The sequence below is a fragment of the Reinekea thalattae genome, from assembly GCF_008041945.1.
Taxonomy (GTDB): Bacteria; Pseudomonadota; Gammaproteobacteria; order Pseudomonadales; family Natronospirillaceae; genus Reinekea; species Reinekea thalattae.
Map to the genome: position 1 here is coordinate 1,870,264 of NZ_VKAD01000001.1, position 24,158 is coordinate 1,894,421.

At 46.7% G+C, this 24,158-nt stretch carries 32 protein-coding genes; 20 read left to right on the forward strand and 12 right to left on the reverse strand.

Going from position 1 to position 24,158, the window contains the following annotated elements; genetic code table 11:
• Positions 1–8 precede the first annotated feature (8 nt).
• From FME95_RS08485 to zntR, 3 genes are read left to right on the forward strand one after another with little or no spacing between them, the layout of a single operon-like run.
• Complete coding sequence (locus FME95_RS08485; RefSeq protein WP_147713955.1) at positions 9–773, forward strand: hypothetical protein; 765 nt, start codon at positions 9–11, stop codon at positions 771–773.
• A 47-nt stretch (positions 774–820) separates the two neighbouring features.
• Positions 821–1,555, forward strand: coding sequence for an NUDIX hydrolase (locus FME95_RS08490; protein WP_147713956.1), 735 nt, complete (start codon positions 821–823; stop codon positions 1,553–1,555).
• 32 nt (positions 1,556–1,587) lie between these two features.
• Positions 1,588–1,995: a Zn(2+)-responsive transcriptional regulator gene (gene zntR / locus FME95_RS08495; RefSeq protein ID WP_147713957.1), complete on the forward strand. Its 408-nt coding sequence runs from the start codon at positions 1,588–1,590 to the stop codon at positions 1,993–1,995.
• A gap of 64 nt (positions 1,996–2,059) precedes the next feature.
• Here zntR and FME95_RS08500 read toward each other — a convergent pair whose 3' ends face one another.
• Positions 2,060–3,340: a ribonuclease J gene (locus FME95_RS08500; RefSeq protein ID WP_147713958.1), complete on the reverse strand. Its 1,281-nt coding sequence runs from the start codon at positions 3,338–3,340 to the stop codon at positions 2,060–2,062.
• Between the two features lie 270 nt (positions 3,341–3,610).
• On the opposite strand from FME95_RS08500, the gene FME95_RS08505 reads away from it, so the two are divergent.
• The 8 genes from FME95_RS08505 (at position 3,611) to FME95_RS08540 (ending at position 9,788) form a co-directional block, all read left to right on the forward strand.
• A complete protein-coding gene (locus tag FME95_RS08505) occupies positions 3,611–4,999 on the forward strand; it encodes an AlkA N-terminal domain-containing protein (protein ID WP_147713959.1) in 1,389 nt (462 codons plus the stop codon).
• A 23-nt stretch (positions 5,000–5,022) separates the two neighbouring features.
• Entirely contained in the window at positions 5,023–5,499 is a 477-nt protein-coding gene (locus FME95_RS08510; RefSeq protein ID WP_147713960.1) for a methylated-DNA--[protein]-cysteine S-methyltransferase, read from the forward strand.
• 43 nt (positions 5,500–5,542) lie between these two features.
• Positions 5,543–5,935 (forward strand): hypothetical protein, encoded by a 393-nt coding sequence (locus tag FME95_RS08515; protein WP_147713961.1) that lies wholly within the window; start codon positions 5,543–5,545, stop codon positions 5,933–5,935.
• Between the two features lie 194 nt (positions 5,936–6,129).
• Positions 6,130–7,365, forward strand: coding sequence for an MDR family MFS transporter (locus FME95_RS08520; RefSeq protein WP_222709927.1), 1,236 nt, complete (start codon positions 6,130–6,132; stop codon positions 7,363–7,365).
• A 107-nt stretch (positions 7,366–7,472) separates the two neighbouring features.
• Entirely contained in the window at positions 7,473–7,691 is a 219-nt protein-coding gene (locus FME95_RS08525) for a DUF6500 family protein (RefSeq protein ID WP_147713963.1), read from the forward strand.
• A 112-nt stretch (positions 7,692–7,803) separates the two neighbouring features.
• Entirely contained in the window at positions 7,804–8,046 is a 243-nt protein-coding gene (locus tag FME95_RS08530) for a YecH family metal-binding protein (RefSeq protein WP_147713964.1), read from the forward strand.
• Between the two features lie 94 nt (positions 8,047–8,140).
• Positions 8,141–8,962, forward strand: coding sequence for a ferritin-like domain-containing protein (locus tag FME95_RS08535; protein WP_147713965.1), 822 nt, complete (start codon positions 8,141–8,143; stop codon positions 8,960–8,962).
• Positions 8,963–9,200: 238 nt separating this feature from the next.
• Positions 9,201–9,788, forward strand: a complete 588-nt coding sequence (locus FME95_RS08540; protein ID WP_147713966.1) for a hypothetical protein — start codon at positions 9,201–9,203, stop codon at positions 9,786–9,788.
• A gap of 93 nt (positions 9,789–9,881) precedes the next feature.
• On the opposite strand, the gene FME95_RS08545 is transcribed toward FME95_RS08540, so the two are convergent.
• The 3 genes from FME95_RS08545 to FME95_RS08555 all read right to left on the reverse strand — a co-directional run bounded on the left by FME95_RS08545 (position 9,882) and on the right by FME95_RS08555 (position 12,348).
• Positions 9,882–10,520: a LysE family translocator gene (locus tag FME95_RS08545; RefSeq protein WP_147713967.1), complete on the reverse strand. Its 639-nt coding sequence runs from the start codon at positions 10,518–10,520 to the stop codon at positions 9,882–9,884.
• 135 nt (positions 10,521–10,655) lie between these two features.
• Positions 10,656–11,066, reverse strand: coding sequence for a VOC family protein (locus FME95_RS08550; protein WP_342783519.1), 411 nt, complete (start codon positions 11,064–11,066; stop codon positions 10,656–10,658).
• Positions 11,067–11,121: 55 nt separating this feature from the next.
• A complete protein-coding gene (locus FME95_RS08555) occupies positions 11,122–12,348 on the reverse strand; it encodes a multidrug effflux MFS transporter (RefSeq protein WP_147713968.1) in 1,227 nt (408 codons plus the stop codon).
• A 177-nt stretch (positions 12,349–12,525) separates the two neighbouring features.
• Here FME95_RS08555 and FME95_RS08560 point away from each other — a divergent pair, with 177 nt between their 5' ends.
• A complete protein-coding gene (locus FME95_RS08560) occupies positions 12,526–13,128 on the forward strand; it encodes a MarC family protein (protein ID WP_147713969.1) in 603 nt (200 codons plus the stop codon).
• A 47-nt stretch (positions 13,129–13,175) separates the two neighbouring features.
• On the opposite strand, the gene FME95_RS08565 is transcribed toward FME95_RS08560, so the two are convergent.
• The 7 genes from FME95_RS08565 to pyrE form a co-directional block, all read right to left on the reverse strand.
• Positions 13,176–13,688, reverse strand: coding sequence for a dihydrofolate reductase (locus FME95_RS08565; RefSeq protein WP_147713970.1), 513 nt, complete (start codon positions 13,686–13,688; stop codon positions 13,176–13,178).
• 54 nt (positions 13,689–13,742) lie between these two features.
• Positions 13,743–14,414 carry a DUF484 family protein gene (locus tag FME95_RS08570; RefSeq protein WP_147713971.1) on the reverse strand — a complete coding sequence of 224 codons (672 nt, stop codon included), beginning with the start codon at positions 14,412–14,414 and terminating at the stop codon, positions 13,743–13,745.
• Complete coding sequence (gene dapF, locus FME95_RS08575) at positions 14,411–15,280, reverse strand: diaminopimelate epimerase (protein ID WP_147713972.1); 870 nt, start codon at positions 15,278–15,280, stop codon at positions 14,411–14,413. The genes FME95_RS08570 and dapF overlap by 4 nt, the downstream gene beginning before the upstream one ends.
• 7 nt (positions 15,281–15,287) lie before the next feature.
• A complete protein-coding gene (lysA, locus tag FME95_RS08580; protein WP_147713973.1) occupies positions 15,288–16,538 on the reverse strand; it encodes a diaminopimelate decarboxylase in 1,251 nt (416 codons plus the stop codon).
• Positions 16,539–16,629: 91 nt separating this feature from the next.
• Positions 16,630–16,770 carry a hypothetical protein gene (locus tag FME95_RS13635; protein ID WP_187265481.1) on the reverse strand — a complete coding sequence of 47 codons (141 nt, stop codon included), beginning with the start codon at positions 16,768–16,770 and terminating at the stop codon, positions 16,630–16,632.
• Positions 16,771–16,978: 208 nt separating this feature from the next.
• Entirely contained in the window at positions 16,979–17,668 is a 690-nt protein-coding gene (locus FME95_RS08585; RefSeq protein WP_147713974.1) for a TVP38/TMEM64 family protein, read from the reverse strand.
• A 191-nt stretch (positions 17,669–17,859) separates the two neighbouring features.
• Positions 17,860–18,546: an orotate phosphoribosyltransferase gene (gene pyrE / locus FME95_RS08590; RefSeq protein ID WP_147713975.1), complete on the reverse strand. Its 687-nt coding sequence runs from the start codon at positions 18,544–18,546 to the stop codon at positions 17,860–17,862.
• Between the two features lie 235 nt (positions 18,547–18,781).
• On the opposite strand from pyrE, the gene FME95_RS08595 reads away from it, so the two are divergent.
• On the forward strand, positions 18,782–19,543 hold the full coding sequence (locus FME95_RS08595; protein ID WP_147713976.1) for an exodeoxyribonuclease III: 762 nt from the start codon (positions 18,782–18,784) through the stop codon (positions 19,541–19,543).
• A gap of 125 nt (positions 19,544–19,668) precedes the next feature.
• On the forward strand, positions 19,669–20,169 hold the full coding sequence (locus FME95_RS08600) for a hypothetical protein (protein WP_147713977.1): 501 nt from the start codon (positions 19,669–19,671) through the stop codon (positions 20,167–20,169).
• A gap of 54 nt (positions 20,170–20,223) precedes the next feature.
• Here FME95_RS08600 and FME95_RS08605 read toward each other — a convergent pair whose 3' ends face one another.
• Positions 20,224–21,723, reverse strand: a complete 1,500-nt coding sequence (locus FME95_RS08605) for a YifB family Mg chelatase-like AAA ATPase (RefSeq protein WP_147713978.1) — start codon at positions 21,721–21,723, stop codon at positions 20,224–20,226.
• 78 nt (positions 21,724–21,801) lie between these two features.
• On the opposite strand from FME95_RS08605, the gene FME95_RS08610 reads away from it, so the two are divergent.
• The 6 genes from FME95_RS08610 (at position 21,802) to FME95_RS08635 (ending at position 24,146) form a co-directional block, all read left to right on the forward strand.
• A complete protein-coding gene (locus FME95_RS08610) occupies positions 21,802–22,365 on the forward strand; it encodes a hypothetical protein (RefSeq protein ID WP_147713979.1) in 564 nt (187 codons plus the stop codon).
• Between the two features lie 246 nt (positions 22,366–22,611).
• Positions 22,612–22,797, forward strand: a complete 186-nt coding sequence (locus FME95_RS08615) for a hypothetical protein (RefSeq protein WP_147713980.1) — start codon at positions 22,612–22,614, stop codon at positions 22,795–22,797.
• Entirely contained in the window at positions 22,797–23,303 is a 507-nt protein-coding gene (gene sodN, locus FME95_RS08620; protein WP_246109341.1) for a superoxide dismutase, Ni, read from the forward strand. Before FME95_RS08615 ends, sodN begins: the two co-directional genes overlap by 1 nt.
• A complete protein-coding gene (sodX, locus tag FME95_RS08625; protein ID WP_281289405.1) occupies positions 23,296–23,595 on the forward strand; it encodes a nickel-type superoxide dismutase maturation protease in 300 nt (99 codons plus the stop codon). The genes sodN and sodX overlap by 8 nt, the downstream gene beginning before the upstream one ends.
• A gap of 106 nt (positions 23,596–23,701) precedes the next feature.
• Positions 23,702–23,992: a GIY-YIG nuclease family protein gene (locus FME95_RS08630; protein WP_147713982.1), complete on the forward strand. Its 291-nt coding sequence runs from the start codon at positions 23,702–23,704 to the stop codon at positions 23,990–23,992.
• Positions 23,964–24,146 (forward strand): hypothetical protein, encoded by a 183-nt coding sequence (locus FME95_RS08635; RefSeq protein WP_147713983.1) that lies wholly within the window; start codon positions 23,964–23,966, stop codon positions 24,144–24,146. The genes FME95_RS08630 and FME95_RS08635 overlap by 29 nt, the downstream gene beginning before the upstream one ends.
• Positions 24,147–24,158: the final 12 nt, after the last annotated feature.

The following is a 24,158-nucleotide window of genomic DNA, read 5'->3' on the forward strand; positions in this document are numbered from 1 at the left end:
TGCTTGTTATGATTAAAATTCGTCAGTTATTGCTACCCGTACTGATTTGGCCCTATTTAGTGTTTGCAGAAGATGGCTGGACTGTTGGTTTTGTATCGGTCAGCAGCGATAACTATGAAGCCGACGCAGAAAATCGGCTGTTCTTCCCTCCGGCCATTCATAGCAATAACAAAGACTTTTTGATTATTCCCAACGTGCAATACGACTGGCAGCAATGGTCTGCTGGTATCACCGGTATTGGCTGGCAAAACGAACCTCAAGAAGATGATGCGCAAAAAGTCGATATCAAAGTTGGCTTTCCTGCATCCTATGCGTCTATTAGAGGTGGGCAAGGCCCTTGGACCTATGGCGCTGAAGCCTCAGCAGACTATAGCGACGGCTATGCTACCGGCTTCAAATTAAACGCCAGCTTATTTGAATACAGTCAATTGCATGGTGTTGGTGATCGAGCTGGACAGTTCGGTCATTTTCTATCTATTGGTGCTCCAGTTTACATAAATAAGGATAAAGGGCGATTCCTCATTGCGAAGGCAAGATTGGTTAGAAACAATACTGACCTCGAATCCCATCATCTGGATAGCTCAACACAGCTTTCTGAATCCTATTATCAACACAGCGAGTTTTCATTAGTTGCGATTCTTAGACCTACAGAAAAAGTTTCAATTGTCCATGGAATAACATTATCTGTGCAAGATAACCAACTTATAGATGAAGTCAGTGAGCTAAATAGGTTAAGCTGGAACTATCTTTTAGTACTTAACTACAAACTTTAGTGCTTAACCAAAAACGTTAGTGGTTAACTACAAACTCGGAAAAAAACATGCCTCGCTTTAACATCCGTTACAATCCCTTTAACGGTGCAGAAATTAGCATTACGGATGAAACCATCGACGCCTCCGCGATTGACCAGCTGATACAGCAACTATCGCAGCAATCTATCGACCTTATTTGGTTTACGCTACCTATCCAGCACGCTTACGCCGTACCAATTTTAACTGACGCTGGTTTTGTTTTTCATCTTTGCCAAGAAGATAAAATCACCCTCATTCGGCGACTCAAAGCTAATAGTCTTGCTCCCTTTGCACCGACACATACGCTCGGCGTTGGCGGCGTTGTTCAACACCAAGACGGCCGTGTGCTACTGGTACGCGACCGCATGATGAATGGCAAGGGCTTTAAAATACCTGGAGGCTATGTCGATTTAGGCGAGAACATTGAAGCGGCTGTTAAGCGTGAAGTGTTTGAAGAAACAGGTATCGAGGCACAGTTTCACAGTGTGGTTGGGGTTGTCTCTAAACACCCACATCAGTTCAATAAATCGAACCAATATTTTGTCTGTTCTTTAACGGCCAATACCACCGAGATTAACGTCATCGATACGCATGAAATCGAACTCGCTGCTTGGCTTTCGCCGGAAGATTTTATCGCCGATGAAGACAGCAGCCGATTCCACCGGCACTTGGTGGCATCACTCATTGGCAAAAACGGCTTAAGTAAAAGTGACTTCAAATTTGATAGCCAATCTCCCGCGCAATGGGAAATGTTGCTAGCCTAAAATACCCACCACCCTGTTAGGAGTTGATGCTCATGAAAATTGGCGAGCTGGCAAAACAATCTGGATTATCGACTCACACACTGCGTTATTATGAAAAATCCGGTTTACTCAAAGCTTCACAACGCAGTGAAGGCAACTACCGACTTTATTCTTCTGAAGACTTATCGACCGCTCGTTTTATTAAACGCGCACGTGAGATAGGTTTTAGTTTGGAAGAGGTGGCTGAGTTTTTATCTATTCGTGCCGACTTGCCACATCATCAATGTGCCGACGCTAAAGCGTTGGCCGACCATAAGATTGAACAGGTACAAAATCAGATAAAAGAATTGCAGCAGATGGTGCGGGCGCTCACTAGACTCTCTACCGCCTGTTGCGGTGGTGCAGAAAGCGCCATCCATTGCTCAATTATGGAAGCGCTCGAAAGCGATCACGATCACTAGCGATGTAAACGGCAAAGCTCTAAACCATCAGAGCCCAAAGCAATCAAGACTCAAAAATCAGTCATCAGTCCTGAGTGATCGCAATACGGCCTGTTTTCACCTGATTAATACGTACAGCTGGGTCGTTCAACACAAACAGATCGCCATTTTTGCCCGTCAGCTGACGCGGCACGCCACTGCGCCGAGCAATCGATGCATTGGCTAACAGATGCTCACGCTCACCATGCACTGGTACGGCCAATGCTGGCTTCACCCAACGATAAAGCTCGGCCACTTCATCTGCACAGGGATGACCCGACGCATGAATAAGCTCGTCGACTTCGGCGGCTTCAATCACCTCAATTTTTTTGCGTTTCAGTTGGTCGACCATACGCTGCACCGCCAACTCGTTACCCGGAATCACCATCGAACTAAAGATCACGGTATCGCCTTCTTTGATATCAAAATCATAAAAGCGATCGTTCGCCAATCGGTTCAAGGCCGTTCGAGGCTCGCCTTGGCTACCGGTGGCGACAGCAAGCACTTCTTCTGGCGGCAAATAAGCCAGATGGTTGGTTTCGGTGAGTTTGACATCTTTTGGCCAAATACCGGCACGTTTGGCTGAACGTACCATGGTGTGCATCGAGCGCCCCATAACCGCCATATATCGGCCAGTTCGATTGGCAATACGCCCCAAGGTAATCAGCCGAGCAATGTTGCTACCAAAGCAGCTCACCACCACCTTACCCTTGGCTTGCTCGACGTATTTCAGCAAACCTTCGTAGCAATCCCCTTCGGACTCTGAATGACCTGGTCGCGTCGAATTGGTCGAATCACACACCATGGCGCTGATGTTTTCATTGCCCAGCTCTTTAAATTGGTCGGCATTAAAGGGCGCACCAATGACTGGGTCAGGATCTATTTTCCAATCGGCCGTATGTAATACCGTGCCTGCGTCGGTGCGTAATAAAATGGCATGAGACTCTGGTACCGAATGAGTTACCGGCAGCCATTCAACCTGAAAATTACCAATGCTGACCGGCTTATTCGATTCAATTTCCTGCAAGGGCACCTTGCCTTCGAGCTTGCCACGCAACTTGTTGCGCAACACTTCAAGGGTAAATTTAGAGCCGTAAACGGGGCATTGGAGTTTTGGCCACAGCGCTGCAACCGCGCCGATATGGTCTTCGTGTGCATGGGTAATAACTAGGCCAGCAAGTTGATCGTTGCGTTCTACGATAAATTCTGGATTGGCGGTTACCAACTCATGTAATTTGCTGTCTTCTGGGCTCAGTGGCTCGTTAAAGGTCATGCCACAATCAACCAGAAGCCACTGGCCGTTGTGGCCGTAAAGGTTCATGTTCATGCCAATTTCACCGGTCCCGCCCAGTGGAATGAGCCATAAATCATGCTCTGTTGGTGTTAACGTTTTAATACCCAGCTCCCTGCTAGCATTGAATTAGATTCATTCTAAGCCATAAGTTTCCGTTCCCCCTAGCGCTTTTACCGGGCTTAATCACATTTGTTTACAATCAACGGCTTTTATCGAGCTAGGCAATAACATTGAGTGCCGAAAATGGCTAATGTTGTGCGATAAATTGGGTACACTGCATGAACACCCTTTTGCTGACACACCATGAAGCCTGCACTTTCTAATGAACAATGCCACCAAGCCCGACTGGCGAAAGACAGCCGCTTCGACGGTGCCTTCTTTACCGCTGTAAAAAGCACCGGAATTTTCTGCCGACCAATTTGCCCAGCCCGCGCACCGAAAGAAGAAAATGTCGAATACTTTGCAACAGCCGCAGGCGCATTACATGCGGGCTATCGTCCCTGCCTGCGCTGCCGACCCGACAGCGCTCCGGGTTCTTCCGCTTGGCTTGGCACCCAAACCAGCGTTAAGCGAGCCATGCAGTTGATTGAAAGTGGCGCGTTGAATGAGCAATCGATCCCCGGGCTTGCCGAGCGACTCGGCATGGGTGAACGCCATTTACGCAATCTGTTTCAGCAGCATGTTGGACTTTCACCGAAAGCCTTTGCTACCTGTCATCAGCTGCTATTCGCCAAGCAACTATTACACAACAGTAATTTAGCCATAGCAGAAATTGCCTACGCATCTGGGTTTGGTTCTGTGCGTCGTTTTAATGATGCGTTTAAGCAACAGATTAAACTAACGCCGAGCCAATTAAGAGGCAATCAGCAGAACCAAGCCAGCACAGAACAGCAACTAAACCTGACGTTAAAAACGCCGTTCAACTGGCAGCAGTTGCTGGATTTTTATCGCTTACGCGCTGTCGACGGTATCGAACAGGTTACTGAACATAGCTATCGCCGCTCGGTTCGCGTAGCTGACTCGCACGGCTGGTTTGAAGCCAGCTACCAGCCAAAACAAAAAGACAATGTTTTGCAGGTGCGTTTTGAACTAAGCGATCTGGTACAGCTGCGGCCGTTGATCAGCCAAGTTAGGCGGCTGTTCGATTTAGACGCCGACACACAACGTATTGAGTCTGATTTAAAACAAACCCCGTTAGCACCATACCTGACTGAAGGCATTCGCATCCCCGGCGTTTGGTCAGCTTGGGAAGCAGGAGTGCGTGCCATTCTTGGTCAGCAAGTCTCGGTAAAAGCGGCCATTACCCAACTGAACCGGTTGGTCGCTTCACTAAATCAACATCGCGATGCTGACTGGTATTTTCCTACACCGGAAGAATTGATCAATGCCGACTTATCGGTATTAAAAATGCCAGCGGCGCGGCGCGAAACGTTAGCTCGCTTTGCTCACTTTATTGCCGAGCACGGTGATCAATCACCCAAGGATTGGCTAACGCTGAAAGGGATTGGCCCTTGGACAGTCAACTATGCGCGCTTGCGTGGTCTATCAGAACCCGACTGTTTTTTGGCTACCGACCTTATCGTTAAAAAGGTGTTGTCGTCGTTACCAGCAATCACTGCCGATGCCGTATCGCCTTGGGGAAGTTATGCCACATTTCATTGCTGGCACAGCTATTCAAGCGGTTTAAATTAAATTCATCATAGGAGCCCTAAGGTATGAATTACTACACTCAGGTTAATAGCCCGCTGGGCATCGTCTGCTTACAAGCCAACGATGAAGGCTTGCTTGGGCTTTGGTTTGAAACAAACACCACGAAGCCGAATGAATTGGGCAAAGAAGCGCCTGAACATCCCATTCTTATAATGGCGAAGCAAGAATTAGAGCTTTATTTTACTGGCAAGCTGAAAAGTTTTACCGTGCCTTGCGTCGCTCACGGCACGCCATTCCAACAACAGGTTTGGCAAGCTTTATGTCGAATTCCCTTTGGCGAAAGCTGGAGTTATGCTCAGCTGGCCGAGGCGATTGGCAACCCCAAAGCCGTACGCGCGGTTGGCCTTGCTAATGGTAAAAACCCAATCTCAGTGATTGTGCCGTGCCATCGCGTGATCGGTAAAAGCGGTAAACTCACCGGTTATGCTGGCGGCATAGAACGAAAATCTTGGTTGCTAAACCATGAGACTGGCAAACCCTAAAGAACCTAAACCAAAAACACACCATTCAATAGGGGCGAACAAGATGCTTAATTCAGTCAGCAAGCTCACTTTTCGATTGCTCGTCAGCCTAGTGCTTTCGATATTTACCAGCTCTACGCTACAGGCCGAACAACAGTTCCCAGATGTCGTTGCGGTTGCCGTTAGCTCGCAAGGCCAAACCTACCGCTTCGATGTCACGCTGTCGTCACCGTACGATTCAGCCAATCGCTACGCCGATGCGTTTCGAGTGATGTCGTTAGAAGGTGAGGTGTTTGGGGTTCGTCAACTGCTGCACGACCATGCCAATGAGCAACCCTTTACTCGTTCGCTCAGCAATGTGCTGATTCCGCAATCGATCACAACCGTCGTCATTCAAGGTCGAGATCAAAAATACGGCTGGGGCGGAAGCAGCAAAACCCTGATACTGACTAAATAGCGCTTTCAATGGGACAGTTATTGAGACGCTTGCTCCACAATTTGCTCTAGTACTTAAAATAGATAATCTATAAAATTGTATATACATACAGCTTCAATTAACAAGCCTTCTCAACTAACAAAGTATCTCTACAAGCATTCGGCTTCTAAGTGATTCTTTTTTGTCGGCAATCGACGCTTTATTAGGACGAAATGATGTTGGATCACTCAAATAAACTGCTGCAATGGCGACGCTTAAAATCCTTTAACACCCCGGTTTGGACTGTTCTCATTGGTTCTCTGCTGGCACGCACAAGCTATTTTATGGCGTGGCCCTATCTAATTACCATTCTGTATCGCAACCATGGCGCCAGTGAAGTTACCGTCGGTGCTATGTTGGCTGGCTCTGCATTTGTCGGCGCAACATCCGGACTTTATACCGGCTATCTGTCTGACAAATTAGGCCGTCGCCCAGTGATGGTTATCGGCGGATTAGTTGCAGCCTTTGCTTATGCTGGTATTGGCTTAGCGCAAGAAATTTGGCAGTTCGGATTATTTTTAATGTTCACTGGGTTAATGCGCCCAATGATCGAAACACCCGCCAAGGCGGTTATTGGTGATCACTTACCCGATAACAAAGATCGCGAATTAGGCTTAAACATTCGCTATTTCTTAATTAATTTAGGTGGCGCTATTGGCCCTGTGATTGGTATTACCTTAGCACTGAGTAATCCTCAGCTACTGTTTTTGATTTGCGCCCTAGTGTATTTGGGCTTTAGCGTATTTTTATTTTTTGGCATTCAGGATATTAAAAAATCCGCCAGCCAAACGCTGCTGCCAAACTTTCGTGAAACAGTCAGCATTCTAAAAAAAGACCGTATTTTTTTATACCTACTGGCGGCCAACTTCATCATGATGTTTGTCTATGCTCAGTATGAATCCTCGGTACCGCAAATTATTGTCCGCTCAAGCATTGATGATGCTGCAGCCCTGATAGCTTTGTTGGTGCTTACCAACACGCTCACCATCGTGCTATTCCAATTCCCTATGCTGCATTTACTAGAGCGATTTGCACTCAATGTTCGTACTCGATTAGGTATGACACTGATGGGCGTTTCTCAGCTTATCTTTTTAAGCAATATCGACGGCGCGGCCTGGTTGTGGATATTTGCAACCTTTGTCTTAAGCATGGGAGAAGTCATTGCCTTCCCAACGTTGAATGTTCAGATCGATGAAATAGCACCGAAACATTTGCGTGGCTCGTACTTTGGCGCCGCGACGTTATCATCGTTAGGCTTTTCGGCAGCGCCGTTAATCGGTGGCGCTATCCTGCATTACTTTAACGCTGACTGGCTATTCCTATTTTGCTTTGCTTTAAGTTTAGTAATGATCGGCCTGTACTACCGAGTACAAAAAATAGTGACGCTAAAAAACAACGCTCTCAGCTGCTAACAAAGGGTTAGCAGCAACTAACTCTTAATAACTAACTCTTAATAACTAACTCTTAATAACTAACTCTTAATAACTAAACAGCCTCTTTTAGGTTAGGGTCAACGACGATGCAAACCAAACTAAGACAGCATGCCATTGGCATCTGCAACAAGAAGATAGACCAAAAAGGCAGCGATGTTGGCATTTCGTTTTATGCCTTTTTTAAAAACAAAAACGACGACCCCGAGGCGTTGATGAGTGCAGCGACCTGGTGGATTACCAAACATAAACTCGACCACTTTGAAAAGGCAATTAAGATCAAACAGCTGCTTGAGCAGGGTTTGTAGCGGCCACGATCAATGAGCACTGATGTAACGCAAGTTACGCCAACCATTTGTTTGCTTCAATATTGCTTATACCAAAGCAATTAGATAACGGCTGAACACTGAAGGAGCAAACATGCAAAGTATCCACGGTCACGACGTCATGCAGATGATGATCAACAGTAATCAAAGCTACAGCAAAGCCTCTCTCATCGAGAAAATTAACCAACAATTTGGCGAGCAATGTCGCTTTCATACCTGCTCTGCAGAAGATATGGATGCCGCTCAGCTGGTCGACTTTTTAGCTCAGCAGGGTAAGTTTTTTGAGCAAGCAGACGGCTTTCGTACCGACGACAGTAAAATGTGCAACCACGAATAAACCAAAACATCAGCCCATGGCTGGCTGGGTTTGGCGTCGCTGAGAGCAACGAAATAGGGTAAACTGGCGCTTTTATCCTAAACGATTGCGCACTATGAAAAACCTGTACGATCTAGCCAAAGAGTGCTTTCTTACCGCCGACCCAGAACTCAAGATGGCTCTGACCGACGAGGCCGCAGGCCAATGGCAAAGCAACAGCCTGGAGTGGCAAGAGGGCGAAGCGCCATTATTACTCAACGAACCGGGCCGGCTAGAAAAGCCTGAGATCGTCATGCCGCGCGATCTTGGCAAACGCAAACTGACCAAAGAAGAAGGCCGCGCCGCGCTTATCCATTCGTTAGCGCATATTGAACTGACCGCTGTTAACCTCGCTTGGGATGCCGTCTATCGCTATCGCGACATGCCTGTAGAGTATTATCAGGATTGGGTGCAATGCGCTACCGAAGAAGCCGGTCACTTCCGTATGCTACGTCAGCGTTTACAGGGCATGGGCTACGATTACGGCAGCTTCCCAGCGCATAATGAACTGTGGAAAATGGCAGTGACGACTGGCGATGATCTAACCGCCCGCATGGGCATTGTGCATCGCGTGTTTGAGGCCAGAGCACTGGATGTGGTGCCGACCACATTAAAACGCTTTGAAAGCCAGAACGATAAAGACATGATCCGCGTGCTCACCATTATTTGTAACGACGAAGTCGGCCACGTTAGCTCTGCAACTCATTGGTTTCGTCACCGTTGTGAACAAGCCCAACAAGACCCTGATCAGACCTTTTTTTATATGATGAATAAATACCTAAGCAAACCGATTGCAGGGCCTTTTAACCGCTTAGCTCGATTACAAGCAGGCTTTAGTGAAGAGGAACTCGATTTTTTAGAGGCCAATGATCCTAGAGCGGAGCATAATAAAAAATAGCCGAAGCTCTATAACGAATACCAACTAAGCTGATTAAAGATAAGGCTCAAAGCCAAATAGAAGGGTTGTGCTGTTCAGGCTATAATAAGCCCGCTACTTTATTAGCACTAAGTTTCGCACAACCTAAACCTAAGTGATTAAAAAGCATCGCAGCCAAAAACGACAATAGAATAAATAAACGATTACGCAATGAAAAAACTAAAACAGAACACTCAATAAAAACAAAGAGAGCAGCACAGTGAAAAACCTAAACTTTATCTTATTGACACTACTGATTTGCGGTTCTACTTTCGCAGCAGATTATCACTACAGCAATTACCAATTTGTTGAAATTCAAAGCGCCAAAAGCTGTTATGAAACCACTCACTTCTACCTTAGTGACACTGAGCGCGAAGCCATGCTGGTCGAAAAATTCGCCGACTCGCGAATCGACTACGATGCCGAAAAATTAGCCGAAGACCTTGCTAATTATGAAGCCAGTGAGAAAAAGTCCACCTTTCTAATCAATAATTCAAAAGCGATAAAGGCCGCGCAAAAATGCATCAGCGACTTCAAAAAAGATCGTCCTGTAACTGATTTTGAACCAAACTACAGCGATGAACAGTTTACGCTTATCGTGGTCAACATGATTTGCGCCGCCGAAGAATTACAGGCAGCACCAAACCAAGAACAGCTGGAAATTTTAGTAACTGAAGAACTCAGCACCTTAGGCATCGATTTCTCGGCAACTAAGTTTGATCAGGACGATAAATACCGCCGCGCCTACACTCAATTTTATGAGCAAAACTCTAAATCATTTCGCCGCCGAAATATTGTTTGCAGCTAATAAAAATGCGACGCCTCTGATTAACCCGAGGTGTCGCGAGCTAGTTAGCTTTAAGACTACTGAATTTAAAGATGCCAGCATTTAAGAAAGGTATTAGCCAGGACTTTTGCTAAACGCAGAACGAATTAACCCGATGCTTGCAATCGAAAACAACCCAGCAACGGCACCACTGACCCAGCGTCGAAAACGCTGGTAAGCCTTCATCGCACCGTTAAAAGAAAAACAAATCGAATAAATATAGTTAGAAGCAAACGCAGCAAAAGTACACACCAACAACCCCGCTAGCAACTGGCTAAAACCTGCATCCGCCTGCACTCCAACAGACAAGGCCGCCATCCATGCCAGTACCGATTTTGGATTAGACATGTTCAACACAAAGCCTTTCATAAACCATGCGCGTAACGAGTTGTGGCTTTGCAGTTTTTCTAGCTTATCGTTAGAAGAGTTCATTGCTTCTTTAGCAGAAAAAAACGCTAATCTTAGCAAGTATAGGCCACCAAAAATTTTCAGTGCCATGAGCAAGTAAACAGAGGTTTGAAGTATCGCGCCCATGCCGCTCATCGCAATTACACCCCAAACAAATAGACTGGCCGACAAGCCTGTGGCATAAACAAAACTTGTTTTCTGGCCATGACTCATTGCAATAGTGGCGTTAGAAACCGTAGCAGGGCCGGGTGATATCGCCACAATAAAAAAAGCTAAGCCAGAACTAAGTAATGCAAATAGATCCATATGAAACCTCCTAAAAATAAGCAACCCCATACTTTATGTCTGAGGGTTGCTTTTATTTATTCTGGTTAATTAATGGCACCTTTTAATTTAAATGCAATATTTTTTATAAATGACGTCTAAATTCCAGGCTTAGTGTTAATTGTCTTCTGGCCCAATCCAAGTGAAGGGGTTATAAGCTACTTCCCATAGATGACCATCGGGGTCAGAAAAATAACCAGAGTAGCCACCCCAAAATGCTTTTTGCGCAGGCTTGACTAATTTGCCACCAATCGAGACGGCATGTTCGATAGCCTGCGCGACCTCTGCTTCAGACGGCACATTATGAGAAATGGTAAAGCTGTTATAGCCGCTGCCGTCAGCGCTGACTTCGGCATCCTCTGCTAATGCTTCACGGCCATATAAACCAAGCCAAGTGCCGTTGAGTTCAAAAAACGCAACGTCCTCATGATCACCGCGCCTTGGAAAACCCAACGCCTTATAAAACTCGATAGAGCGCTCTAAATTAGTCACACCCAAGGTGATCATGCTCATTCTAGGCTTCAACATAAATGGCTCCTTTATAGATGGCGGTTTTATCAATGATGGCATAGTTAGCAAAATATTATTCTGCAACAATCTCGTGGTTGCGAACGCTATACAAAATAACCAAACCTAAGCTAGCACAGCTGGCAACGCCTAATAAAAACGGCAGTAAAGTACCGTTAAATAGCCACGCAATAATACCGCCTAAAATAACGCCTACAGTATTGCTGACGCAGCCAATAATAGCCGAGCCGATACCAGCCATTTTACCCAATGGCACCATGGCCAGCGCGTTCAAATTACCAAACAATAGACCTAAACAGAAAAACATCGCAAAACCGAGCACCATAAATACCAACAGCGGAGGGCTACCGCCATTGAGTAACGCAAAGGGTAGCATCAACAATGGCGTCAGCAATAAGCCCATCAACGCAAGACTAGAAACTTTTCGCGCACCAATGCGCTCAACCACCATGCCATTAAAAAACGACGCACCACCAATGCCGAGCGAAAGCGCACCAAAGTAGTAAGGCATGAGATCGCCAAGCAAATAGATTTCTTGGAAGATACGCTGCGCCGATGAAATGTAGGCAATCACGACACTAAAAACACAACCAATGGCAAACGTATAGGCCAACACCACGCGCTTTTTAAGCACAACCAAACTGGTCTGCAGTACTGTAGAAAGTGACAACGGACGGCGATCTATTTTTTCTAACGTTTCCGGCTGGCGCAGTAAAAACCACAATGACGAGCCTAAACACAGCAGTATCAGCGCACCAAAAATCGCTCGCCAACCGAATGCATACATGATGATTTGACCGATCAGTGGTGCCAACATTGGCACTAAAATAAACACCAACATAACAAACGACATCACCTTCGCCATCTTATCTCCAACATACTGATCACGTACTGTGGCACGCGAAGAGATAATCGGCCCTGCGGCACCAATGCCTTGAATCAAACGTCCCAGTAACATCATCGGCAGAGAATGCGCCAACATCGCGATACTGCCACCGATAACAAAAATCACCGTACCGACGGCCAGAGAAAATTTACGCCCATAGGCATCCGATACCGGGCCAAAAATAAGTTGCCCAAACGACATGCCCAGAATAATCAGGCTAATAATCCATTGGGTGTTACGATAATCGACCACCTTTAGATCGGCCGCAATATCCGGTAATGCCGCTAACATGGAGTCAGTACTCAGTGCCATTAACGAGGTAATAAGCGCCGTAAGAACAATAAACTCAGGCAGTGATAGGGCTTTTTTTAACGAGCTTGAAGAAAGAGTTGTCATTCACTGTACTCTGCTTGAATTAAAGAAATAGAAAAGGCTGGCTAGGGTAACAGATAGAGCAAGACCAATTATGAGCCAAAGGTACTGGTTTTAGTAAAGATACCCAGCTGCCGATGTTTAATCTTTGCGATAAACCTTAGATAATGGCGCACTAATTCATTACTCGGATAAATTCATTTGGACGTTAACAACTCTATAATTTCTTCGGCTTTGCTGTTGCTGTTTGTTATCGACCCTTTCGGTAACGTGCCTATTCTATTGTCGGTATTAAAAGACGTACCCGCAAATAAGCGACGACGCATCATTATTCGCGAAACACTTATCGGCCTGTGCATCATGCTGATTTTTCTATTTTTTGGCCGATTTATTTTAGAGCTGTTTCATCTGCAAACGGAAGCAATCACCATTGCTGGCGGTATTATCCTGTTCATTGTTGGTATTCGGCTGATATTCCCCGATGAGAACGGCGCGGCTATTTATGGTGGCAGCGGTGAACCTTTAGTGGTTCCGATTGCATTGCCGATGATCGCCGGCCCTTCAACGCTGGCAACCCTAATGGTATTGCATCAACAACAGGCCGAGCGGTTATTCGAGTTAACCTTAGCGGTTTTATTAGCTTGGGGAATTATGGCGCTCGCGTTACTTAGCGCACCGATGTTATACAAAGTTCTAAAAGATAAAGGCTTGCAGGCAGTCGAACGACTGATGGGAATGTTGTTGTTAATTATGGCGGTACAGATGTTTATTAACGGCACCACCGGTTTAGTTCAGGCAATGTAAGCCTACCGAACAAATGAACGCACCAAGCAAGCAAAACCATAAAGCCGTTAGCTGGCGAGTCGTTTATCGTATACCACAAATGAATAGTCGTAAGGGTTAGGGCCGTCGGCACTAAAGTCTTCGCGTGCAATCTCGTTGTATTGGCTGAGATCAAACTCGGGGAAGTGCGCGTCGCCATCGACATCTGCATGCACAAAGGTAATGTAGAGCCGGTCGGCTTTAGGTAAGCAAAGCCGATAAATTTCTGCACCGCCCATGACGATCACTTCATCGTTTGCGTTCACCAAACTTGCAGCCTCGGCCAACTCAATAGCTTCATCTAAGCTGTGTGCAACCTGCACGCCTTCGGCATAAAACTGAGTATCGCGCGTAATAACAATATTGCTGCGATTAGGTAGCGGCTTGCCAATGCTGTCATAGGTTTTTCGCCCCATGATCACGGCTTTACCTGTGGTCAGCTGCTTAAAATATTTTAAATCATTCGGCAGATGCCACGGCAATTTATTATCGCGACCAATGGTTCGATTTTCGGCCATGGCCCAAATCATAGAGATGCGCATCGTTGATGTCCTTAGGTATATTTTTGCTGGCAGCTAGCGAACCCAGTGATTGAATTAGCAGCGGTCTAGAAGTTGGCTAACAACCTTCGCCAGATGGCCTAAAAAGAGCGTGTCGGTACTTGAACGGTAATGCTCTTTCGACTGACTGCCGAGTACCAGCACACCGATGGCGCGTTCGCCTCGACAAATAGCAGCCATTGCCAGCGACTTTATCTCACCACTAACAAAGACTCGATCACGTAACTCTTGATCAAATTCGCCACACTGATTTTTTAACTCACTAATAACACTGCCAAAGTGTGCCAGCAAATTGTCTTGCTCAAAATGTTGCCATAGGTCGCTGTCAGTATGATGCGGCTGATTAAGCACCAGCTGAACTTCATCAACATCGAACTGTTCTTTTAGCTCGGTATTGAGCACTCGACAAATCTGATTAGTGGTATGACACGGCAGCAGTTTAATAACCAAATCTTGCAGTTTAAAAAACAGCCGATCATTGCGCTGAGCAACATCGATAAACTGTTCTAAACGATCGACTAAGTCGATGTTTTGTTGCCGTAAAATATGGTTTTGGCGCTCAATAAGCGAGATCGCATCGCCACTGTCGTGTTTTAAGTGTAACTGGGTGAGCAGCTCAGAATGATCAATAAAAAAATCGGGGCGCTGAGTTAGGTATTGAACAACCTCTTGCTCTGTCACTTGTAACTTTTTTAATTCATTATTCATACAGATACGCCCTCGGAACGGCCAAGTGAGTAGGATTGATGCGTATCGATATAGCCTTCAAATACACTCGCTGCAGGACCTGTCATCATGACATTGCCATCGCCGGGCCATTCGATAACAACCGATCCGCCGGGCAATTCAACCGCAACCTTATGATCCAACCAACCATTTAAAATACCCGCCACAACCGCAGCACAGGCACCGGTACCACAGGCTAAGGTTTCGCCAACTCCGCGTTCAAAGACACGCAAACGAATATTATTGCGATCGACAATTTCCATGAAGCCAGCATTCACTCGCTGCGGGAAATCCGAGTGGCTTTCAATTAACGGGCCCAATGTTGCAACGGGCGCTTGCGCTACTGAGTCTACCTTTAAGACCGAATGCGGGTTGCCCATACTGACGGCGCTGATTTGCAGCGTCTGACCGTCAACAACAAGCGGATATAGGTTTGCGCGCTCGGTGGCATTAAAGGGGATTTTTTCAGGTCGCAGTCGCGGTCGACCCATGTTCACGGTAACCTGTCCGTCAGGCTGAACATTCAATTCGAGATCGCCACCGGCGGTTTCAACACGAATCAGTGGGCTGTCAATCAGCTTGTTATCGAGCACAAAACGCGCAAAACAGCGTGCGCCGTTACCGCAGTTTTCTACTTCGCTGCCATCGGCATTAAAAATGCGATAGCGGAAATCACGATCAGGGCGAGACGGTGGCTCAACTAATAGCAGCTGGTCGAAACCAATACCAAAATTACGATCCGCCCACTGTTCAATCAGCGACTCTTGCAACTCCACGTTTTGAGTAACGCCATCAACGACCATAAAGTCGTTACCCAGTCCGTGCATCTTTGTAAACTTAAGCCGCATTATTACCTCAATCTATAGTGGACTCGCCGGCCCACAAATCGGCCAGTGATTCGCGCTGGCGAACCACAGTGACTTTATCACCGTCGACCATCAGTTCAGCAGGGCGTGTGCGAGTATTATAGTTAGACGCCATCACAAAGCTATAGGCACCGGCCGACTTAACCGCAAGCAAGTCGCCTTGAGCAATGTTTAGGTTTCGACCTTTGCCTAAAAAGCAGGTTGACTCACACACCGGACCAACAATATCCCACTGGGCGTTTTTGCCTTGGCTAGCGGCATCAACCGGTACAATATCCATCCACGCCTGATACAGCGACGGACGGATTAAATCGTTCATGCCAGCATCGACAATGGCAAAATGATGCTCGCCATTATCTTTTAAATATTCCACTTCGGTTACCATGATACCCGCGTTGGCAACAATGCTGCGCCCCGGCTCAAGCACCAGCGACAAGCCTGTTCCCTCTAAGTGCGCGACCAAGTCGGCGATATAGCTGGCGACATCCGGTTCTTGATCGGCGGCTTCATATTTAACACCAATGCCACCGCCCATATCGATGTGTTGCAACACAATGCCTTCGGCTTTCAGTTCAGCGATAAGGCTGAGCAATCGCTCTAGAGCATCGGCAAAGGGTTGAGGTTCTAACAACTGAGAACCAATATGGCAATCCATACCGATAATTTTAACATTCCCCATCTGCGCCGCACGCTGATAGAACGCCTTCGCTAAACGGTAATCAACACCGAATTTATTTTCTTTTAGCCCAGTCGATATATAAGGATGGGTTTTGGCATCGACATCTGGATTCACTCGCAATGAAATCGGCGCAACCTTGCCCATTTCACCGGCAACGTCATTCAAACGTTCAAGTTCGGCGGCAGACTCAACATTAAAGCAGTGAATACCCACTTCTAAGGCACGACGCATCTCAAAGGCTTTTTTAGCAACACCAGAAAATACAACTTTGCTTGGCTCACCACCGGCAGCAATGACGCGCTCTAATTCACCAACAGAGACGATATCAAAACCGGCTCCCTGTTTTGCCAGACAACTCAATACACCGATATTCGAATTCGCTTTCACTGCAAAGCAGATCAACCCTGGGTGTTTTCCTAAACCATCTAAATAGGCTTGAAATTGGGTTTCAATCGCCTGACGAGAATAGATATACAGCGGCGTGCCGTAGCGTTGCGCCAGTTCACCAACGGGTAGATTCTCAGCATGCAGCTGCTGTTGAGTGTAAGAAAACGAATCCATGATTTAGAAAGCCCTTGTTAAAGCGAGATAGTAAGAGAGTGGTTAAAGTGGTTAAAGTGGTTAATTAAAGACATATGCAGGCGCATTAAAGCTATTCAGAAACCGAATGAGACTCTGCTTCTGGCAATGTCAGTTCAGCTGGCTTAGTGCCACAAGCAGACAATAACAATAACGAAGTTACAAGCATGAACGAAGTCAAAAACATGTGAAATAAGGAACGACTGTGAGTCATGTTAAGCGCCATAAAGATCTAAATTGAAGCGCCAGTATAGCAAGAGCATGGCAACAACGAACAGCTGATTCATCAGCGCAGTCTTTCAGTTAAAGAAACAAGCCTGACTTACGACAGCCTCGTTAACAAAAGACTATTTGGTCAGAAAATCAGAGTGAGTTACGACCAGAAGTGGCAATCAAACCACCTCTGATCCAAGCGTTTTCGGCTATTCGGCCGCCGAAGCATTGCGGCTTTTAACGAAGGCGACCAATTTTTTAGTGATCAGCGGGAACAGTCCTAACAGTACAAAGGAACCAATCAAGGCTGGCGACAAAATACCTGATAGGCTGTCGAGCTTAGCCAACTGTGTACCGGCATTGGCATAAACAGCCGTTCCGGCAAGCATGCCCACTAGCGAAACCCAGAAGAAAGTAAACACCGGCAATTTTGTCAGCCCCATAACGACATTGATGACAAAAAACGGCACTACTGGCACTAAACGCAAAGTGAATAGGTAGGTTGCACCATCCTGCTCAATACCCTGATTCACAGGTTCAATGCGATCGGCAAATTTCTTTTGTACCCATTCACCTAATACATAACGAGCAATCAAAAACGCCAAACTCGCGCCAATACTGGCCGACACAACCGCCAACAAAGTACCGACTAACACACCAAATACGGCGCCACCGGTTAATGTTAATAGCGCCGCTCCTGGCAGTGATAGCGCCGTTACAACTATATAAACAATCGCATAAGCGACAGCCATAAGTACTGGGTGGTCAGCACGATAAAGCTGTAATGCTGCCTGCTGGTTTTTTAACTGCTCAAGCGTCAAATAGCTTGCAACGTCGAAATATAAAAAAGCCGCAGCAGCAATTACTACAAGCGCCAACAAAATAATCTTTTTAATCATGGTTTGGTTTCCACTGAATTAGGTTAGTCATCGCATTCAGACAATCACAGCTGCCAAAGAGTTCAACCTTAAGCAGAAACCTTTTGTTATCAGACTGGGCAATGATTCATTCACTAGGACAAAACTGGCCAGCACCTTTAATTAACGGCACGCCAGCCTTCATCATAAAAAAGGCTAGACCGAGCCGCCGATTATGCAACACCGTACTGCTTACGATATTCCGCCATACGCTCAACGTGATGCCGCAACTGCTCGGAACCTTCAATATAAGCCATGATCTGCTCAAAGCGGATCGCCGCGATCATGTGAATACCGTAATCCTTTTCTAGCGCTTGCATAGCCGAAAGAGTTGAACCATCGAGTTTTTCTTGCCGATCAATCAACACCACCGCAGCCACCAATTTGGCTTCTGGATGCTGTTCGAGTAAGGCTAAGGTTTCTTTAATGGCCGTGCCTGCGGTGACGACATCGTCCACCAGCACAATATTGCCCTTTACCTGTGCACCGACAAGCTTGCCGCCCTCACCATGAGCCTTGGCTTCTTTGCGGTTGTAGGCATAGGGAACATTTCGGTCGTACTGGTCACTCAATGCGTAAGTGGTCGCAGTAGCAATGGTAATGCCCTTATAGGCAGGACCAAAGATCATATCGAACTCAATACCCGAGTCGATTAGGGTTTTGGCATAAATTTGGCCTAGCTTTTTTTGCGACAAGCCGTCATCAAAACGACCTGCATTGAAAAAATAAGGACTGTTTCGGCCAGACTTTAAGGTAAAGTCACCGAACTGTAAGACATTCTTTTCAATGGCATAATCGATAAAATCTTGCTGCCAAGGCTCTAAATTCGCTGTACTTAGTGTTGTATTTGTACTATCCATAAAGGGTGACTCTATTAAAAATAAAAAGAATTAATAAATCATGCGTTTAAGTCACATCATTGTATCGGAATTTCAGGTAACATACGCGGTTCGAACGGGCAGTCACCGCCAGCATCATACTGGCTCAGGCGACGCATTTACAGAGCTCAAGCTTCGAACAGCGCTTACCGCTGTGATCGGTAAGAGTATAATCGTTAAGTTGTTAGGTCGTTAGTGAAGGTATTGGTAGGAATAGATGAAGGTCGTCACATTAAATGTTAATGGCATTGTGAATGCTGCTGAGCGTGGGCTTTTAGAGTGGCTGGAACAGCTCGATGCAGATGTTGTCTGCTTACAAGACACCAAAGTTAAACACTACACCCTTCCTGACAAGTTCCTAGAAGTACCGGGCTATAATGCCTACTTTTTCGATGCTGAGCAGGACGATCACGCAGGCACCGCCATTTACTGTCGCGCTATGCCTAAAGCCATTATCTATGGTTTTGGTAATCCACAGTACGATCTAGAAGGCGGCTTTATTCAGGCCGATTTCGATAACGTCAGTGTTGCCTCCGTTTGGATCCCTAAAGCCCAATGGATCGAAGACGTCGATTACAAACTCGAATACCTAGAAGCCTTTCAGCAACACCTCAAACGCACTCGCCGCAAACGCCGCGACTTTATTTTTGCAGGCAGCTATCAGGTAGCGCACCGCTCGGTCGACTTAGGTAATTGGGAAGAACACCAACGTGAACCGGGCTTTTTACCCGAAGAGCGTGCGTGGATGGACCAAGTATTAGGGCCTATCGGCTTTGTCGATGCCTTCCGCCAAGTGAACCGCCAAGATCGTCAGCACACGTTCTGGCCATTTGACGAAGCCCAAGCCAATGGTTCACGTATTGACTATCAGTTAATTACACCAAACCTTGGTGACTTTGTGGTCGATTCAAAGATCATTCGCGAGCCACGCTTAAGCCCGCACTGCCCAGTGATGGTTGAATACGATTTAGATTTGTAATTCATCTGCTTTGCGCTGAGCAGCCTTTAACGCTAAATGATTGCCACCTCTGATACTTATCAAGCATCAATAATGGCGGCATGCTTTGTATCCGCCATATCGATAAAAGACAGGGTTATACCCCGATGAAGCGCAACCTATTCGTCACCCTTGCAATTGCCATCATCTCAATTTCACTCGTTGCCTTTTTTCAGATCAGCACACTGAGAAAAAACAACGACATCAAGCCAACAACAGAACCATTAGAGACTTGGTGGCAGACAACAAAGCCAGATTTAATCATCGAGCAAAAGGAATACTACTTTCGAGATTGCTCCATTAAAGAGGTCAACAGCCTAGAGGAACAGCCTTTAGCCAAAACTATTTTCAGGCCTCCTACTAAACTGATGACTTCCTGCGATAGCCTTATGAATCCGCTTGACTACAAAGAAGGCTACATCATTTTAACCATCTGTCGGCAAACATTTGGCGCAGGAAGCTGTACTCGAGAGCGCTACCGCAGCAATGATATGGCGCAGTGGCAAGAAGATATCGGCATTACTTGGGTAAAAGGTGAGCAGTACACCGCTTGGCGCAATATCGGTTCTACCTCTTCTAAAGCGGACGCTGTTACTCGAATTGAATAGTACGAGCTCTGGCTAATTTTCATATCAACGCCAGCACGTCTTGCAGCGCTCTACTTACCCAATCAATCGCTCTAACTGTCGGCAGTTCAACGCCTCGATTATGGCTGCTCTATCTATTTGTGGCTGTTGGTTTAAATCGGCAATGGTACGGGCGACTCTTAACAGGCGATGATAGGCGCGGGCGCTGAGGCCAAGTTTATCCATGGCTTTATCGAGCAGTTGCCGTTCGGCATCGCCCAGCACGCAATGTTGATCCAAGGCGTTACCCTTAAGTTCGCTGTTGGTACAACCTTGGCGGCTTATTTGTGCTTGCCACGCGGTAACCACTCGCTGTCTTACCTGCTCGGAATTTTCGGGTTGTTGGTCGGCCATGAGTACTTCTTTAGGTAGCGATGGCACCTCAATGTGTAAATCGATGCGATCTAAAAACGGGCCAGAAAGCCGCGACACATATTTTTGGATTTGAGCTTTGGTATAGCGGCTAGAGCGTGGATCATCTGCCGCGTAACCGCCGGGCGTTGGGTTCATTGCCGCCACCAGCTGAAAATTAGCAGGGAAAATACTCTGCCGCCGAGCTCGCGAAATGCAGACTTCATGGCTTTCTAATGGCTCTCTCAATACATCGAGAACCTGCCGCGGGAACTCCGAGATTTCATCTAAAAACAACACGCCTTTATGCGCCAACGTCACCTCGCCGGGCTTTGGGTTGCTACCTCCACCAATTAACGCAGCGGCCGAAGCGGTATGATGCGGTGCACGATAAGGTCGGCGGTGCCACTCTAGCGGCAGGTTTGCAACCGACTGCACGGCAGCGATTTCTATCGCCTCGGCTTCCGAAAGTGGCGGCAAGATGCTTGGCAACCGTGAAGCCAATAGGGTTTTTCCGGTCCCCGGTGGGCCAAACAACAGCAAGTTATGACGGCCTGCGGCGGCAATTTCCAATGCGCGCCGCGCCGCTTTTTGGCCTTTAACATCAGCAAGGTCTGGGTAACGCAGTAAAGGCTGATTGCTTTTGTTCGGCTCAGGTCGGCTCAATTGATATTCCGACTCACGCAACATACGAGTAACTTGCAAAAGATGCTGGGCAGCAAAGACATTGCCTTCTGTCACCAGCGCCGCTTCAACTGCATTATCTGGGCTACACACCAAAACTCGCCCAGCTTGTTGGCAGGCAATGGCGGCGGGTAATGCACCTGGGCCTTTACGCAAATCGCCACTGAGTGAAAGTTCGGCCAGCCATTCGTAATTTTTTAACGCTTTGGCATCTAGTTGATCGCTGGCGGCTAAAATGCCGAGCGCTATGGCTAAATCAAACTGGCCACCCTGTTTGGGTAGGTCGGCTGGCGCCATATTCACTGTTAAACGCCCGTTAGGGAAATCGTACTGGCTATTCAGAATGGCTGAGCGCACCCGTTCACGCGCTTCGCGCACCGCCGCTTCTGGCAAACCAACAATAGAAAAGGCCGGAAGGCCTGAGGAAAGATGTACTTCGATGGTAACGAGCGGCGCTTCCATACCGTTGTGCGCACGGCAGTAACTGATTGCGAGAGACATAAGCTTCCTTGCTTCGGTCATTAAAATTTGCCACTGTATTAGCAAAGCTTTTCAAAACGTTGTCATTCAGAACCCAATATGAACATTATGAATAAACTCAAGGTGACCTTGCCAATACTCCTGCGTAAGGCCAATATTGGGGCCATAACTCCAACACAACAGCCACTGCTAGGCATCGTATCCCTAGGCTTAGTCGCTGTACTGCTTGCCAGTAGCTACTATTTATATCTGCGCCAGATTGCAAAACCGAATCAGCTTTTCGAACGTATTGTACTGGCGGCTACGGCAACAACACCGCTGTTGATCGATGACGTCAATCAAGCAACCTTAGCAGCACAGCACACCGAAAAGATTCATCAGCAGTTGGTGAGTGAATTTAACAGTATTGATGGCATTGATGCTGCTATTCATAGCCAAGCCCTTCTGGCTTCGGCCAGTGACTTTTTATATAGCGAACAAGGCTTTACAGCTTGGATTAACGCTCAGCTGCAGCTATTACGGCAAGACAGCAGCGACTGGCTGATGAATAATGCTTCGTTTAATGAGCGCCACATTCAAGCAGGCGAGTCTTGTTTAGTCCTGACGCACCAAGCCACTGGCTGGCAGCTAAGCGCGATTGTTGATTGCGCTGAAGGTAACTAACCTAACTGCCGCCTAGCGGCAAAGATTGCAAAAGCGTGAAATTCGCGTAAAAGTAATGCCCTTAGGCTCACTTTTGTTAGACTGAGACAATTCGCTCACTAAAGCATTGAACATCAACCTATCGAGCGGTTTAATGGTGTTGATGTTAACCAAAAAGAGCAAAAGCGCAGTGGCTTGCTACATTTTTTATGCAGCTAAGCTCTGCCAAACATCGCATTGAATGCACCCTACTGGAGAGGACTCAATATGCAAACAATCACTAAGCTTTTCATCCTTTTAGCTACAACCATTGCAACGGTTCAGGCTCACCCAGGCCACGACCACGCAAGTGAGACCAGTGCTGTATTCCACCTGTTCTTCTATGGCGCGCTTGTTGTGCTTGCTTTAGCCGCGACTGTTGCTTTTCGCAGCAAAAAAAGCAAAGGAGAGTAATGACTATGTTACATAAATTACTGAGCAACCTAGACAAGCAATTCGGTTTCGACAGTGCCTCTGCACACTGTGATATTCCTTGCAAAATCTACGATCCTCAAGTTGCACAGATCGCTGCACTGAGTGTTATTCGTTTCGTTGATCTAATCAACGAGCTAGAAGCTAAAGACAGCCTAAGCATTGCAGACCAAGCGCAACTAGGCCGCCTAGTGCAGGAAAAAGAAGTACACGCTGGTAAAGTTAAAGACGAAATCCGCGTTATCTGGGGTGACTACTTCAAAGCACCACAGTTCGAAAAATTCCCGAACACTCATGAGTTGGTACACAACATCATGCTAACGGGCTCTGCTTGTAAGCAACACGTTTCTCGCGAGTCAGCTGAAAAACTACTGGCATTAGTAAACGAATTTGCAGCAAGCTTCTGGGCAACTAAAGGTGTTGAAACGTTCAACGCAACCTGCCCATACCCACCAGAAATGACCGTAACCTACCCAAAACTTGGTTAAGATCATTCGTATAACAGGGTACAGCATGTACCCTGTTTTTCAGCCGGACGACTATGTTGTCATTTGTCGTCGGCTGTTCACTCCCTATCAAACCGGCGATATCGTTGTTGTGCAGCACCCAAGCTTGGGGCTGATCATTAAACGGATTGTCAGCATTGATCCGCAGCAACAAATAAGCCTCGCAGGCGAAAACCCAGCCAGCACTTCCAGCCAAGCGATTGGGCTAATAAATAAAAAGCAGCTTGTCGGGCGGGTTATTTGGCGCATTGCGGCACGCCGCGCTAAGCACTGATTTCTGCCAGCACTTAAAATACTGGTGCTTATGTTAAGTACTTACGCTTATTTCAAACATCAACATTTGCCTTATTTCATGAGGCTTATCGGAAAAGAACATCAGTATGTGGTTTGTTTATTTAGTTCGCTGCAGCGACCAAAGCCTTTACACCGGCATCACCAATAATATTGAGCGACGGCTAAAACAACATAATGGTTTACTCGCAGGCGGCGCTCGCTATACTGCCGCACGTCGTCCAGTCACTCTGGTGTATCAAGAACAGGCTGCTGACCGATCACAGGCTTCAAAACGTGAATATCAATTGCGCAAACTAAGCCGCGACAAAAAAATACAGCTTATCGAAGACCATGCCAAAGGAGTCCATCATGGCAAAACAGAAACCCCTGAAGCGTAATCCATACGCTATCGACCCGCTGATGAAAAAGGGCGGGGTACACGAAAAAACCAACAAAACAAAACGCCAAAAAGAAAAAATGGCGTGGAGAAAGGAGGCTCGTAAATGCGAGCCTTTTTTTCGCCTAATGTTTATCAATCGCTTGGTTTACTGACGCTCGCAACAC

What these genes read in the sequence shown, in the direction of transcription:
- FME95_RS08485 (WP_147713955.1), top strand. Translation starts at nt 9, where the DNA reads ATGATTAAAATTCGTCAGTTATTGCTACCCGTACTGATTTGGCCCTAT.
- FME95_RS08490 (WP_147713956.1), top strand. Translation starts at nt 821, where the DNA reads ATGCCTCGCTTTAACATCCGTTACAATCCCTTTAACGGTGCAGAAATT.
- zntR (WP_147713957.1), top strand. Translation starts at nt 1,588, where the DNA reads ATGAAAATTGGCGAGCTGGCAAAACAATCTGGATTATCGACTCACACA.
- FME95_RS08500 (WP_147713958.1), bottom strand. Translation starts at nt 3,340, where the DNA reads ATGAACATGAACCTTTACGGCCACAACGGCCAGTGGCTTCTGGTTGAT.
- FME95_RS08505 (WP_147713959.1), top strand. Translation starts at nt 3,611, where the DNA reads ATGAAGCCTGCACTTTCTAATGAACAATGCCACCAAGCCCGACTGGCG.
- FME95_RS08510 (WP_147713960.1), top strand. Translation starts at nt 5,023, where the DNA reads ATGAATTACTACACTCAGGTTAATAGCCCGCTGGGCATCGTCTGCTTA.
- FME95_RS08515 (WP_147713961.1), top strand. Translation starts at nt 5,543, where the DNA reads ATGCTTAATTCAGTCAGCAAGCTCACTTTTCGATTGCTCGTCAGCCTA.
- FME95_RS08520 (WP_222709927.1), top strand. Translation starts at nt 6,130, where the DNA reads ATGTTGGATCACTCAAATAAACTGCTGCAATGGCGACGCTTAAAATCC.
- FME95_RS08525 (WP_147713963.1), top strand. Translation starts at nt 7,473, where the DNA reads ATGCAAACCAAACTAAGACAGCATGCCATTGGCATCTGCAACAAGAAG.
- FME95_RS08530 (WP_147713964.1), top strand. Translation starts at nt 7,804, where the DNA reads ATGCAAAGTATCCACGGTCACGACGTCATGCAGATGATGATCAACAGT.
- FME95_RS08535 (WP_147713965.1), top strand. Translation starts at nt 8,141, where the DNA reads ATGAAAAACCTGTACGATCTAGCCAAAGAGTGCTTTCTTACCGCCGAC.
- FME95_RS08545 (WP_147713967.1), bottom strand. Translation starts at nt 10,520, where the DNA reads ATGGATCTATTTGCATTACTTAGTTCTGGCTTAGCTTTTTTTATTGTG.
- FME95_RS08550 (WP_342783519.1), bottom strand. Translation starts at nt 11,066, where the DNA reads ATGTTGAAGCCTAGAATGAGCATGATCACCTTGGGTGTGACTAATTTA.
- FME95_RS08555 (WP_147713968.1), bottom strand. Translation starts at nt 12,348, where the DNA reads ATGACAACTCTTTCTTCAAGCTCGTTAAAAAAAGCCCTATCACTGCCT.
- FME95_RS08565 (WP_147713970.1), bottom strand. Translation starts at nt 13,688, where the DNA reads ATGCGCATCTCTATGATTTGGGCCATGGCCGAAAATCGAACCATTGGT.
- FME95_RS08570 (WP_147713971.1), bottom strand. Translation starts at nt 14,414, where the DNA reads ATGAATAATGAATTAAAAAAGTTACAAGTGACAGAGCAAGAGGTTGTT.
- dapF (WP_147713972.1), bottom strand. Translation starts at nt 15,280, where the DNA reads ATGCGGCTTAAGTTTACAAAGATGCACGGACTGGGTAACGACTTTATG.
- lysA (WP_147713973.1), bottom strand. Translation starts at nt 16,538, where the DNA reads ATGGATTCGTTTTCTTACACTCAACAGCAGCTGCATGCTGAGAATCTA.
- FME95_RS13635 (WP_187265481.1), bottom strand. Translation starts at nt 16,770, where the DNA reads ATGACTCACAGTCGTTCCTTATTTCACATGTTTTTGACTTCGTTCATG.
- FME95_RS08585 (WP_147713974.1), bottom strand. Translation starts at nt 17,668, where the DNA reads ATGATTAAAAAGATTATTTTGTTGGCGCTTGTAGTAATTGCTGCTGCG.
- pyrE (WP_147713975.1), bottom strand. Translation starts at nt 18,546, where the DNA reads ATGGATAGTACAAATACAACACTAAGTACAGCGAATTTAGAGCCTTGG.
- FME95_RS08595 (WP_147713976.1), top strand. Translation starts at nt 18,782, where the DNA reads ATGAAGGTCGTCACATTAAATGTTAATGGCATTGTGAATGCTGCTGAG.
- FME95_RS08600 (WP_147713977.1), top strand. Translation starts at nt 19,669, where the DNA reads ATGAAGCGCAACCTATTCGTCACCCTTGCAATTGCCATCATCTCAATT.
- FME95_RS08605 (WP_147713978.1), bottom strand. Translation starts at nt 21,723, where the DNA reads ATGTCTCTCGCAATCAGTTACTGCCGTGCGCACAACGGTATGGAAGCG.
- FME95_RS08610 (WP_147713979.1), top strand. Translation starts at nt 21,802, where the DNA reads ATGAACATTATGAATAAACTCAAGGTGACCTTGCCAATACTCCTGCGT.
- FME95_RS08615 (WP_147713980.1), top strand. Translation starts at nt 22,612, where the DNA reads ATGCAAACAATCACTAAGCTTTTCATCCTTTTAGCTACAACCATTGCA.
- sodN (WP_246109341.1), top strand. Translation starts at nt 22,797, where the DNA reads ATGACTATGTTACATAAATTACTGAGCAACCTAGACAAGCAATTCGGT.
- FME95_RS08630 (WP_147713982.1), top strand. Translation starts at nt 23,702, where the DNA reads ATGTGGTTTGTTTATTTAGTTCGCTGCAGCGACCAAAGCCTTTACACC.
- FME95_RS08635 (WP_147713983.1), top strand. Translation starts at nt 23,964, where the DNA reads ATGGCAAAACAGAAACCCCTGAAGCGTAATCCATACGCTATCGACCCG.